Below are 12,683 nucleotides of genomic sequence, written 5' to 3' on the forward strand. Positions count from 1 at the left end.
TGTCACCGCGCGGGAGAAGCCACGGCCCCAGCACGCGGATGTGCGCGCCCGGCTCATGCCGCCAGCGCACGTTCGGGATCGAAGTCGATCCCGGTAATGAAGCGACGGCCCGCATGCGCCTTGATGTGCACGACGATCTCGATGGTCATGCGCAACAGGCGTTTGATCACGTCGAACTCCAGGCCGGCCCCCTCGGCGGAGGCTTTCACCATCAGAGCGAGCTGGTCCCAGGTCTGCTCGGTGCTGCCCGCGTGGCAGCTGGTGATCGACCCCGGATGCCCCGAGGCGCAGTTGCGGATGAAATAGAACGATTCGTCGCCGCGCAGCTCGGCGAGGATGATCCGGTCCGGCTTCATGCGCAGGCAGGCTTCCATGCAGCTCTTGGCGGTGACGTTGCTCGCGCTCTGGCCGCCCTTGGAGTACAGCAAGTGCACCACGTTGGGTTGACGCAGGAACAGCTCGCGGGCGTCCTCGATGGTGACGAGCCTTTCCTGTTCGGGAATGTGGTCGACCAGGGATTTCATGAAGGTCGTCTTGCCGCTGCCGGTCGCGCCGGCGACGACGATGTTCTTGTGGTAACGCACCGCCTGACGGAAGAACTGCGCGTAGTCGCGCGCACGACGCAGTTCGAGCAGTTCGCGGTCCTGGTCGCTGATCGTCGTGGAGGCCTCCGGAATCTCGGCGAAAAAGCCATCGCGTTCGTACTCGTCGAGCGTTCTTGCATAGCGCGAAGGCAGGCGGATCGTGATCGACACCCGTCCGGCATCGCACGCAGGCGGAATCACGAACTGCGCGCGCTGACCGGTGGGAAACGTCAGCGACACCATCGGATCGACATCGGTGATGCGCTGGCCGGTGTTGCTCTCGTTGACGATCGAGGTACAGAACTGGCGCGCGCGTTCGAACGTCAGTGAGGGCACCTCGGTGCGGCGCCACCCGTCCCGTGACTCCAGATACAGCTCGCCCGGCCGGTTGATGCAGATCTCGGTGACATCCGTGGACTGCATGTGCGCACCGATTCCGAGCACCTCGTACTGGTACTCGAGGAAGCGGCTGGACAGTTGCGCGACGTTGGCGGGCTGAAGATCCATGGGCCGCTCAGCGCACCACTGCCGAGAAATCGACGTCGCGGGCGACATAGACATTGACGACCGTGCCCTGGTTGATCGTGACCGTCGGCGGGCGCGCCATATTGCGTTCCAGCGCCATGTTGGCCATCCGCTCGAGCGTGCTGGCGGTGTTGCTCTCGTACGGGTTCTGCACCACGAAGCCGTTGCCGAACGTCGTCTGCGGCCGGCCGTGTTCGGCGGCCGCGTACTTGAAGGCGTCGCTGAGCGTGCTGATCAGCAGGGCCGACGCGAGCCGCTGCCCCCAGTGCGCCGTGTAATGGCCCGCATTGCCGGCAGCGCCAAGCCCGTCGACACCGGGGCTGCGCATGTTCACGTCGAGGCCGGTCGGCGTCGTGATCCGATCCCAGATGATGCCCGCGCGATCGCCGATCACGCTGTCCGCGTTGTAGAAGCCCATGACCTTCGAACCGCGTGGAAGCAGCAGGCGCCGGCCGTTGACCGAATACACCGGCTCGGTGACGACGCAGGAGGTGTAGCCCGGAAAATCGCTGATCACACGTGACTGCAGAACGCACCGGATGTAGGTGCCGCGGAGCAGCAGCGTGTCAGGGCTGTAGAGCGGACGCGCGCTGGTGGGCCCGTCGGCCGGCGCCTGCATGACGGACGCCGGTTCCGCCCCGCCAAAGCCCCCAGGCGCGCCCGGCATGCCCTCCGTCCCTCCAGCCATGGCCGACATGCCGGCGCTCCCGGTGTTCCCGGCGACATCCTGCATCCGCCGTTCGAGGAGCGACGGCAACTGGCTGCCGGAGAACGCGGCGCCCGACAGCGCCTCGCCCACGCCGCTGGACGATCCGGTACGGGGATCATCGATCACCGGGAGCGGGGGCAGCTCCGGCTCGCGCGTATCCGCGCTGGCGACAGGAAGCTCGGGCAGGTCCCGCGGGGCCGCGGGAATGACGATCTGTTCTGCCGGCTGCGTCCGCGGACGCGCGCCCTCGTCGGCCTGTCCTCCGGCCGAGAACACCCAGAACGCCAGGCCGCCGAGCAGCACCACGATACCCGCCAGAAACACGAGGGCGCGACGGTTGAGACGCTGCACCTCGGCGGCCTGCAGCACCGGAGCGTCCGCATCGAGATCCGGCTGTTGGCCGAGCCGGGCCTCGTAGGGATTGTCCGCGCCGCGCAAGTTGGGAGTGGCGGCCGGACGTTCGCTGTCGGTTGGATGTTCGTTCACGGCTCACCGCTCCTGCGCAAGCCGACAACGTGCACGCCGTGCCGGACCACCAGATAGGGATAGGTCCCATGGACCACGATCACATCGCCTTCCACCGTTGAATTGACCACAAACTCGTCCCCAGCCTCGCTATCGCGCGCAAACACTGCGGGAAAATTGCCACTCGGAAAACGGGTGCGATCGCCCATGCGGATGTAGGTGAAGCGCCGGTCGTCGTAGACGGTGGACGGCACCAGCCAGTGCGGCGTGCGGCGGTGCTGGGTGTAGTCGTAGCGGAAGTGGTATTGCCGATCCGGTTGCAGGCCGGTGCTCAGCTCTGCGACGGCCTCGGGCGCTTCCGCGGCATCCGGCGCGAAGCGGGTATCGCCCGGATAGCTGAAACGGATCTTGTACTGGACCCCCGCTGCACGTGCCTGGTCGAGGGAACGCCAGTCGCTGGCCACCACCTTCATCTCGAAGATGTAGGCGTGTGCCGCCGTACGCACCAGCAGATTGGTATCGACATCGACGTTCTTCGGTTTCACGTAGAACACGTTGTCGCGCCGACTGATCTCCCAGCCGCCGCTGAAGCCGCTGCTGTAATCGAGGATCTGCTCATGTGCGCTGAGTTCGATCTGCGTCGTGATGCCCAGGCCCGTCCGCACCTGATAGACCGCATCGGGCTGATAGGCGTATTCCTCGACCACCTGGGCGGCCGCCGGCAGCGCGCATGCGAGCAGCATTGCCGCCCATACGCGTGCCCCCGCTGCCACCGGACGGGTCAGTGCACCAGGCCTCATGGCTCTTCTCCGGTCGTCAGGGGTTCGATCGGCTCGTCATCGCCGCCTTCAGCGGGCCACCCCTGGGGCGGCATAGGGTCCCCGCTCGGCGCTGGCGCCGCCGCGCGCGTCCCTGGAAATTCACGTTCCGGGACAGGGCCGGCGGCGAAATCGAGATCGACGCGATAGTTGGTGACCCGGAATCCCAGCGGGTTGAGCAAGCGGTCCTCTTCGCTCAAGCGCAGATCGGGGTTGTAGCCGAATTCGAGGGTCGCGATCCGCGCATCGATCGGTTCAACGCGCCCGTTCGACTTGTCGTAGAGACTGCGCTGGAAGCGCACGGTGGCGCCGGAAGGGCGCCGACCTTCGCCGCCGCCGATCAATACGATGCTCAGGATCCGCGTCCGTACCGATCGCGCGCTGCCGTAGATGCGGAACGGGCGCTCCGGATTGTGCTCGGAGTGCAGGTTGATGTACGCGGGCGCGACCGCCGGGCCCGCCATCGACAGCGTGGTGCGCCAGTTGCGCTGGCCGATCAGACCCGAATCGTAGGATTCACGGGCGAGCACGAACTGGGCGACGTTGCTCTTGTTGATCGCTTCTTCCATCGTGACATCGCGGTCGTGGAAGTCGCCCGACAGCCGCGCAACACTTGCGGTACCGGTGTAGGGGTCGGCCATCACCAGGTACGGCACACGCTCCTTGAGCGGCAGGAACAGCACATAGCCACCGGCGAGCACGAGGGACATCGCCAACGCGCAGGCGGCCACGCGCCAGGCCCGCCGTTCGCTGCGACGCATCTGGTCGGCCAGCGTGAGTTCGTAGCTGATCCCCTGCGCCACAGCGCGGTCGATCTCAGGCGATTCGGTGCGTTTGCCGAACATGCCCGCCCCTTCAGTCCCGGGCACCGCGCGCGGCATCGACCGAGGTCGTGTTCGCATCGCTGACCACGATCGTGCCCCGCTCGGCCGACACCCGGACGCCTTGCGCCGCATAGGCCGTGGAGAGATCGGCCGCAGCCTGTTCGATGCTGGTGGTCCTGAGCAGGGCGACCGGCGCGTGCAAGGTGTAATCGCTGGCATGCAGATACGACAGTCCGACACGCGCATCGCTTGCCCAGCGCGTCAGCAGGGCCTTGAGGGTTCCATCCGACGGAAATGCCTGGAAGACATAAGCCTGCTGCAGCGGGATCGCCTGCGGTGCCTCGGCGAACTGATGGACAGGGCGCCACTTCCCGCGCGGGTCGGCTGCTTGCGGTGTCGCGCAGCCCGCCACCGCAGCCAGGCACATCGCGGCGATGCCCGTGGTGATCCAACGTGTGACTGGTGTATTCGTACCCACGGCATGTCCCTGCTGTGCACGTTCAACACGTGACGTGCGCCGACATCAAGCGCGCGACGGTGGAGCGTGTGTCCCCTGGCGTTCCGCAATCCGCGTTGGCGGGCTACGAAGCGATGACGAGGCGAAGCTAAGCGAGCCGGAAAAAACACGTCAACGCGTCTACTTCGTGTGCAGCGACGCATCGATGTCCGCCGTCTGCGTCCTGGCGCACAGGCCGGAACCGCTGGAATCGCGGCATTTTTGCGGAATCTTGGGCGCAAGGCACGTCCTTTCCTGTAGGACGAACAGGGGTCAACTGACACGCGATGACGCAATCCCCGCGTCAATCCGGGTGCTTTTCCCACCCCGCATTCCGGTAAATCACGTCACCCCTGCCGCGCGCCTGCCTGCATCCTCGTTCCAGGCAAAAAGGACGGGCCACGAAACACATGGAACATGCGCAAATGGAGGACTTCGTCGCCAGCGCCGCGTTGCTGGCGGCGCACCTGACGCAACAGTGCGAGCAGGCGGCAGCGAATCAGCGCGCGGCCGCAAGCGTGCTGGAGGACGCAGCCGCCGGCGTCGCGCGGCACACGGCGGCCGGACGCGATGCACTGCTTCGCGCAACCACCACCGCCGTGCACGAGGCGCTGACCGGCCAGCTCGACGCCACCATGGCGCACGCGGACGCCGCGTCGCAGCGCCTGGGGCATCTCCTTGCCCATCTGGAACGAACGCAGGCCGGACTGGACTCCCGCGCGCGGCTGTTGGGCGGCGGGGCCTTGCTGGCTCTGGTCGTGGGCGCGGTTGCCATCATTGGTGCCAGCAGCTACGTCGCACACCTCAATCTGGCGCGCGCGGAGCGGGCGAGCGTACGCGCCGAGGTGCTCGAAGCGCTGCAGCAGGTCACGATCACCGCCTGCGAAGGACGGCCGTGCATCAAGCTCGAGGACGGGCTCCGGCGCTGGCCATCCAATAGCGACTACGTGTTCGTCGACGCGCCGCAGGCAATGCCATGACCGGGTGCGCAGGCAGGAGGGCGCCACCCGCGCGCTGGAGGTTCCATGTCCACTGAGCGCTGGGTATCTGCGGTATTTGTCACCATCGGCGCCGCGGTGGCCGCGCTCTATCTCGCCGGCTATCTGGTCCTCGTCCTGCTCGGACTCGACACTGCCCTGCTCGGCGTTGGCACCTGGTATGCGTATGCCAGCGTCGCCGACCATCCCCAGGTCGCGCCCTATGCGTGGCGGATCTGGACCGCCGGCGGCATCGGCTTCGGCCTGATGTGCCTGGTGTGGCTGGCGCTGGTGGTGATGCTGTTCAAGCTGCGCAGTCACCGCAACATCCACGGCCGCGCGCGCTTCGCGGGCATGCTCGACCTCGCCAACAAGGGGCTGCTGAAACAGCGCGACGACGGCGTCCTGCTGGGCCGGATGCACGGCAAGCTACTGCGTCTGTCGGGCCAGCAGTTCGTGATCCTCGCGGCGCCGACCCGCTCAGGCAAGGGCGTCGGTATCGTGATTCCCAACCTGCTCGACTACCGCGAGTCGGCCGTGGTGCTCGACATCAAGCAGGAAAACTTCGATCTGACCTCGGGCTGGCGCCGCTCGATCGGCCACGAGGTGTTCCTGTTCAATCCCTTTGCCGAGGACAGGCGCTCCCACCGCTGGAACCCGATGACCTATGTATCGTCCGACCCGGCATTCCGGGTCTCCGACCTGCAGGCCATCGCCGCGATGCTCTATCCCGATGGCGACGACCGCGACAAGTTCTGGACCAGCCAGGCGCGCAATGCCTTCCTCGCGTTCACGCTCTACGTCTTCGAACGGCGCGATCACCTCGACGACGCGCCCACACCCACGCTCGGGGAAGTGCTTCGCCTGTCGTCTGGCGATGGCAGCGAACTGAAACCGTATCTGCAGTCCCTTTCGCAGGCACCGTTCGCCGGCGCGCAGACCCGCGCCGCGTTCGCGGGGCTGCTCTCACAGGCCGACGTGACGTTTGCATCGATCATGGGCACATTCCGCGAACCGCTGAACGCCTTCCTCAATCCGGTCCTCGACGCGGCCACCAGCGACGATGACTTCCGTCTCGACGACGTCCGACGCAAGCGCATGACGATCTACGTCGGCATCCAACCCAACAAGCTGGCCGAGAGCCGGCTGATCGTGAATCTCTTTTTCAGCCAGCTGATCAACGTCAACACCAAGACGCTGCCGCAGAACGACACGTCGTTGAAACACCAGTGCCTCCTATTGATGGACGAGTTCACGTCTATCGGACGGGTCGACATCATCTCCAAGGCCGTTGCCTACATGGCCGGCTACAACCTCAGGCTCCTACCGATCATCCAATCGATGGCGCAGCTCGACGCTGTATATGGAAAAGAGCTCTCGCGCACGATCATCACGAACCACGCGCTGCAGATCATCTATGCCCCGCGTGAGCAGCAGGATGCGAACGATTACTCCGAGATGTTGGGCTACACGACAGTGCGCCGCCGGGCGCGCACGCGCTCACATGGTCAGGGTCGCTCGGTGTCGGATAACGAGGTCTTGGAGAAGCGTGCGCTCATGCTTCCCCAGGAGCTCAAAGCCATGGGACCTGAGAAGGAGATCGTGATCTACGAGGGGCTCGCCCATCCCGTGCTTTGCAAGAAAATCCGCTACTACAAGGACAGCTACTTCACGAAGCGCCTCATGCCCGCGGTCGAGGTCAAACAACTTGCGCTTGCAGCGCCAGTAAGCGGGCCGGCAGGCGTCAGAGTGAGTATCTCTCCAGACGCCGCGACTCAGAATGCGCTGCGCGCTTGACCGGCATGGAAGCGCATCCAGATGCACTGAGAACTGACCAGTGCTTGCTCTTACGCAGAGCTGGCCAAGCTCAATCCCGCATTAGAAGGCCAAGAGCGAGTGTGCAGCGCTGGATGAACGGCTTCGCTTACCACGCGTAGCCTTTAAGGAATGAATACTGTGCAAACAGACATTGATCGCGTTCCTCCGCTTCCCTCCAAGCTCAAGGTGCTTCTGGCGGATTACCCGGAAATCCTGCAAGAGCTACAAGACGCGCTCGTTGACGTCATGCGATCAAAATCTTTAGAGCCGCCATTCGAGTTCGCACTATGGAGGCTCGAGGACATTCTTTCCCACCACATGATTAACGCCGGGGCTGAGCTTCGAAGCGCGAAGGAGCATGGCGATCCCAAAGCAATTGAGGTAGCGACAGAGAAGGATCGAGTGATGTCTCGGGCTCGGTCCATGAACTCAGGCCTCTCTGATCTGCACGAGCTCTTTGATTTCTTCACCGAGAACAAGGACGCTTGGAAATGAAGGCTTTTGTGTAAGCTCGATAGACTAGTTTGATGCAGCTTTTCAGACGACTGCGGGCGAATTCATCGCTCGGTCGAAGTTTTCACAGAGAGGGATTTCTATGACGAAGGCTATCGACACGATCAAGCTCAGTGCGGCGGCGGAGCATCTTGAGCGGGCGCTGCATCTTCACGAGAATGATCCAGCAGCGCGGGCCCTGCTCGTCGAGCTTGATGACGTGCTCCTCGCCGCAGAGGCCGGCCAGATTTCAAAGCCACTGGACGGTGTGCCCTGTGAACGCGCGTTCGCCGAGGGGGTGTTCACCCATTTGACCAACCCGAGCATAGACGAGGCATATGTTGCCTTCGCAATTGAGCTCAAGGGTGGTCTTTCGGAGGAGGATCGCCGCGACCTAGAGAAGCTCGAGCAAATGCGTGCGCAGGCAAGGCGATGAGCGATCATGGCCTTCTGAGCAGTGAGATCAGATCACAGCACGCCGATGCCATTGCGCTTGGTCGTTCGTTTAAAACGCATGGCGTCAGCGAACAGGCCGCGAAGGAGTTCTTGCGCACTGATGAAGGCCTGATCTATCAGCAGCGACTGATCGAGGCCGATCCCGCCGCCTCTGCGCAGGTCATCCGAGAGCGCGCAATCCTTCAAACCATGTCTGGGCAAGAGCTGCCGCGCATGGAGCTCGTCAGCGAACCCTTGGTCAAGGCGGTGCCAAGTGGCACGCAACCGACGCCTTACACTCCTTTCTTCGGCAAAGAATCCGATTTTCTGCGTGAGGTCGCGGCGGGCGCCCGCATCAACGAGCGTTTCGGCCTGCCAATCGCAAGCGAAGCGCCTGTCTACGATCTTTATCGAATTGTGCCGAGGGTGCCGACCGAAGTGTTCGTGAGCACGGTCGCTCCCACGTCCGAACTAGGAGGGGCGGTCACCCGAACAGGTGGAGCAACCCAGTACCTGGTGCCTAACCGCAACCTTTTCAGCGAGGCTGTGCGGGTTTCAAGCCTTGGAAACGATCTCTCATTGCACGAAAGCCTGAGCGCGCGCAGAAGCATGGGCGCTTCAGTCGCCTCGGCGGGGGAGAGCGGTGCGCGAACCAACGGGCGAAGTGGACTTGCGAAGACCGTCGGCACGGCCGGATTGGCCCTGACTGCTTACGACGCCCTAACAACCAGTGCAAGGTCAGACGCGCTTCGCGATCAGGGGAGCGTGCTCGCTGCTCAATCTGAGCTCAGTCATTTTGCGGGACGGAATATCGGGGGCTGGGCTGGCGCTGCAGCCGGCGCCGAACTTGGTCTGGCCACATTTGGCAAAACGCCGCAGACAGCGATCATCGGGGGCGTCGTAGGCGGCGTGATCGGCTCGGTTGCGGGTGAGCGGATCGCCGACCGGGAGGACGCCAAAAAGATCTACACGCAGGTCGACAAAGACGGCGTTCAGTGGCGCCTCGCTGGCCAGCAGTGGGAGCGTGAGGAACTCGCTGACCTAACGCAGGACGCCGCAGCACAGCCGCAGCGTCGCAGCTTTTCTGCGCTGCCTGAGAAGACGAGTGAACTGAACTATCGAGCCACAAACGCTGCGGTTGACCTCGCCTCGCGCGATCAGCCCTCGCCTGCCAACCCGTTCAAACTTGGGGCGGGCGCCGAAGACCGCGCCAGCTTGCAGCGCGCCGACTGGCAGCGGGATCCGCGGGGAGATGGATGGTATCGAGACATTGTGAGTCGCGTAGAGGCGCCGGACATACCGGTGTTCGAGCGAGAGATCGCCTCTCCCGCGCGCGCGAAAGCGCTCGACGCTGAGTCAACACGGACCATTGCGTCAAACATCGCGAATAGCCCTTCGGCAACTGCCGCACGCTATGAGGCCGCGTATCGCTCGGAAGGCTGGGATCGGCATGGGCCGATGCCCACGCAGATCACAAGCGCGCTGGCGGGTGCCGATACGCTGACGGCGTCAAACGGCCTCTCTTATGTTCGCGGGGCAGATGCTGCTTGGCGGCACGAAGGCGCAGTGGCCTCAGGCAATCTAGAACGCGAGCTTGAACTCACGCGCGATGCGCTACTGCCGGCACTGGCGCAGCATGCAGACGCAATGAGTCACGTCTCGGCCCGAGCCGCGCTATCCCCCGAAGCTCAGGATCGATCTAACCTGACTTCAACCTACGCTGCATTTGGCATTGATCCGAATGTTGAGAGCATGGATGCAATCTTGCTCGCGGTTGAGCGAACGCGCGTCATGCATGGCTTGGATCGCTCGACCACATCACTCTCGCCCAAGCCGGATAACGATGGGCGCTACTCAATTCACTCGCCCATTGATCACCTCGTCAGGCATGAGGGCGTCGTGCGCGTCGCCGCCACCACAACGGCGGAGGATATTCAGCGCGCACGAGACGATCAGACGACGCATCGTGAGCCTTCTATTGAGCCGCGAGCGAAGGCTCCACCGACCGATCAACGCGCGCCTGGTGAAACCCCTGGGCCACTCGGAATTCCACTGGGCGATACGTCGGCAAAGGAGACGCCCGCGTCGCCGTTCGCGACTAGCAATCATCCTCAGCATGCGCTCTATGCGCTGCTTAAAGACAATCTGCCTCAGGGCACGTCCGAGCGTCGCCTTGCGCAGTTCACGGCCGAATGCCATCGCGGCGGCATCGGCCCTCGTTCTTTGGCATCGATTGAGATCGCCGGAGAGCATGCGGCGTTTGCGACTGCAAGCGGTTGGCCGCGAGTGGACGTCAGTATCAGCGCGTCGCCGCCTTCTATCGAGGAAAGCGCTATGAGAGCTCAAGAGCAGTCCCTGCGCGCGCAGACCGACGCAGCTCGCGAGATGCCTCAAGCTCAGGCCATGCACCATTGATGAGATGCTTTTTGGCGCGCGCGATTAATTTCATTAGGTCTCATCGCGCGACGCCCGTTGATCATTTGCATAGGCGGCGGGCGTCAGCCCGCCGACGCATTTCTTGGGTCTGCCCTTGTTGTGCTCCCAGCGCCAGCGCTCGATCTCGATGCGCGCGTGCAGCAATGTCGCGAACCAGTGCTCGTTGAGGCATTCATCGCGCAGGCGTCCGTCGAAGGACTCGACGTAAGCATTCTTCGGTTTTCCCGGCTGGATCAGGCACAACGCGACGCCATGCGCGTGTGCCCAACTCAGCATCGCCTTGCCGCAAAATTCCTTCTGTTGTCGGTCCGAATCACCTTTGGCAGGCCACGGCTGAGCGCCAGACGATCCAACACACGACTGACGCCATGGCCCGGGATCGCACGCTCGACATCGATGGCCACGGCCTCGTGGCTCGCATCGTCCACGATTACGAGGCACTTGATGACGCGACCATCGGCCGTACGATCGAAAATGAAGTCCATCCACCACACTTCGTTGGCGGCCACCGGACGGATCAGCGGTTGCCGCTCGCCCATCGGCACCTTCTTGCGCTTGCGACGCCGCACCTGCAGCTTCGCCTGCTGATACAACCGCTCCCCCCGCGCTTGTAGTTCACGATGTGGCCGCCTTGCCGCAGCTTGAGGTAAATCATTCCCACGCTGTAGCGCTTGTGCCGATGCGCCAAGCCCTGGATCTGCGCCCGCAGTTCAATATTGCGATCCGGGCGAGGCGTGTAGCGAAACGCGCTGGCACTCATGTCCACCACGCGCAGGGCGTGTCGCTCGCTCAATCCTTTGCCTGCCGTGTAGCGCACCTGCTCACGACGGGCCGGTGCGCTCACCATTTTTTCCGCAGCACGTCCTTGATCATCTCTCTCGAGGACTTGCTCGGCCAGCAGCTTCTTCAGACGCGTGTCTTCGATCTCGAGCTCCTTGAGCCGCCTGGCCTCGAAGACATTCATCCCCCCGAACTTGCTGCGCCACAGGTAGTACGACGCCTCGCTGAAGCCATGCCGGCGGCACAGCTCCTTGACCGGCAGGCCGGCCTCGGCCTCACCCAGAAAGCTGATGATCTGCTTCGCTGAAACGCTTCTTCAAGTCCAATCTCCTTCTCGTTGGGGATTGGACTCCAAAGCAGCCTGCTACTCAATTGCGAGGGGACGTCGCGTAACCGCGCCTTCGCCGCCTTCACCGCATCGAATCGGCGCCAGGCCGACCGCATGCCGGATCACCGGCGCGCCGTCCGGTAAACTCGCGCCCATGCTGCGTCGACTCCTTCTATGCGGTGGCCTGCTGGCCGCCTTTGCCCTCCCCTCGTCCGCCCTGGCCTGGGGCAAGCTCGGTCACCGTCTGGTGGCGCAGGTCGCCGAGCGCGATCTGACGCCCGCCGCGCGCGCCGAGGTATCCCGGCTGCTGGCCGGCGAGGCCGATCCCACACTGCCCGGGGTCGCCAGCTGGGCCGATGAGCTGCGTGAGCACGATCCGGACCTGGGCCGGCGCTCGGCGTCCTGGCACTACGTCAACATCGGCGAGTCGAACTGCCGCTATGAGGCGCGTCGCGACTGTCCGGACGGCAACTGCGTGGTCGAGGCACTGAAAGCCCAGACCGCGATCCTCGCCGACCGCACCCGTCCGCGTGCCGAGCGGGCGCAGGCGCTGAAATTCGTCGTGCATTTCACCGGCGATGCGCACCAGCCGATGCACGCCGGCTACGGCCACGACCGCGGCGGCAACGATGAGCAGATCAACTTCCGCGGACGCGGCACCAACCTGCACGCGTTCTGGGACAGCGGCATGCTCAACAGCCAGAGCCTGTCCGGCGATGCCTGGCTGGCGCGCATCAGCGCGCGTGCGCCCTCGGCCGATGCCATCGGCCCGGCGCGGCTGCCGCCGCCAGCGGCCAACTGGGCCGAAGCCGCCTGCCGCATCGCGGTCTCGCCCGGGGTCTACCCGCGCCGCGCGCGAATCAGCGATGCCTACGTGACCACGCATCTGCCGCAGATCGAGCAGGCCCTGCGCGATGCCGGCGCCCGTCTCGGCGCGCTGCTGAACACCGCGCTCGCGCCGCCGGCGCAACGCTGACATTACGCAATCGCAACGTT

General features: G+C 64.3%; 10 protein-coding genes and 2 pseudogenes. 6 read left to right on the plus strand and 6 right to left on the minus strand.

Annotation, left to right across the window (positions count from 1 at the left end; genetic code table 11):
• Positions 1 to 53: 53 nt before the first annotated feature.
• From virB11 to J2X52_RS08680, 5 genes are read right to left on the minus strand one after another with little or no spacing between them, the layout of a single operon-like run.
• Positions 54 to 1,091 (minus strand): P-type DNA transfer ATPase VirB11, encoded by a 1,038-nt coding sequence (virB11, locus tag J2X52_RS08660; RefSeq protein WP_310151640.1) that lies wholly within the window; start codon positions 1,089 to 1,091, stop codon positions 54 to 56.
• Positions 1,092 to 1,098: 7 nt separating this feature from the next.
• Positions 1,099 to 2,256 carry a TrbI/VirB10 family protein gene (locus tag J2X52_RS08665; protein WP_310151643.1) on the minus strand — a complete coding sequence of 386 codons (1,158 nt, stop codon included), beginning with the start codon at positions 2,254 to 2,256 and terminating at the stop codon, positions 1,099 to 1,101.
• Between the two features lie 44 nt (positions 2,257 to 2,300).
• Positions 2,301 to 3,026, minus strand: a complete 726-nt coding sequence (locus tag J2X52_RS08670) for a TrbG/VirB9 family P-type conjugative transfer protein (RefSeq protein WP_310151867.1) — start codon at positions 3,024 to 3,026, stop codon at positions 2,301 to 2,303.
• 53 nt (positions 3,027 to 3,079) lie between these two features.
• Positions 3,080 to 3,946 (minus strand): type IV secretion system protein, encoded by an 867-nt coding sequence (locus J2X52_RS08675; protein WP_310151646.1) that lies wholly within the window; start codon positions 3,944 to 3,946, stop codon positions 3,080 to 3,082.
• Between the two features lie 10 nt (positions 3,947 to 3,956).
• A complete protein-coding gene (locus J2X52_RS08680) occupies positions 3,957 to 4,352 on the minus strand; it encodes a hypothetical protein (RefSeq protein WP_310151870.1) in 396 nt (131 codons plus the stop codon).
• 494 nt (positions 4,353 to 4,846) lie between these two features.
• On the opposite strand from J2X52_RS08680, the gene J2X52_RS08685 reads away from it, so the two are divergent.
• The 5 genes and pseudogenes from J2X52_RS08685 to J2X52_RS08705 all read left to right on the plus strand — a co-directional run bounded on the left by J2X52_RS08685 (position 4,847) and on the right by J2X52_RS08705 (position 10,558).
• Positions 4,847 to 5,401: a hypothetical protein gene (locus J2X52_RS08685; RefSeq protein WP_310151649.1), complete on the plus strand. Its 555-nt coding sequence runs from the start codon at positions 4,847 to 4,849 to the stop codon at positions 5,399 to 5,401.
• Between the two features lie 45 nt (positions 5,402 to 5,446).
• A pseudogene (locus J2X52_RS08690) lies at positions 5,447 to 7,114 on the plus strand (type IV secretory system conjugative DNA transfer family protein); the annotation flags it as partial.
• Between the two features lie 231 nt (positions 7,115 to 7,345).
• Positions 7,346 to 7,711 carry a hypothetical protein gene (locus tag J2X52_RS08695; RefSeq protein ID WP_310151651.1) on the plus strand — a complete coding sequence of 122 codons (366 nt, stop codon included), beginning with the start codon at positions 7,346 to 7,348 and terminating at the stop codon, positions 7,709 to 7,711.
• Between the two features lie 100 nt (positions 7,712 to 7,811).
• Entirely contained in the window at positions 7,812 to 8,144 is a 333-nt protein-coding gene (locus J2X52_RS08700) for a hypothetical protein (RefSeq protein WP_310151654.1), read from the plus strand.
• Positions 8,141 to 10,558: a hypothetical protein gene (locus J2X52_RS08705; RefSeq protein ID WP_310151657.1), complete on the plus strand. Its 2,418-nt coding sequence runs from the start codon at positions 8,141 to 8,143 to the stop codon at positions 10,556 to 10,558. The genes J2X52_RS08700 and J2X52_RS08705 overlap by 4 nt, the downstream gene beginning before the upstream one ends.
• Before the next feature lie 33 nt (positions 10,559 to 10,591).
• Here the strand turns inward: J2X52_RS08705 and J2X52_RS08710 are convergent.
• Positions 10,592 to 11,654, minus strand: a pseudogene (locus tag J2X52_RS08710) (IS3 family transposase).
• 187 nt (positions 11,655 to 11,841) lie between these two features.
• On the opposite strand from J2X52_RS08710, the gene J2X52_RS08715 reads away from it, so the two are divergent.
• Positions 11,842 to 12,663, plus strand: a complete 822-nt coding sequence (locus tag J2X52_RS08715) for a S1/P1 nuclease (protein WP_310151660.1) — start codon at positions 11,842 to 11,844, stop codon at positions 12,661 to 12,663.
• Positions 12,664 to 12,683: the final 20 nt, after the last annotated feature.

Origin of the sequence: Luteimonas sp. 3794, from assembly GCF_031456825.1 — a bacterium.
GTDB lineage: Bacteria > Pseudomonadota > Gammaproteobacteria > Xanthomonadales > Xanthomonadaceae > Luteimonas.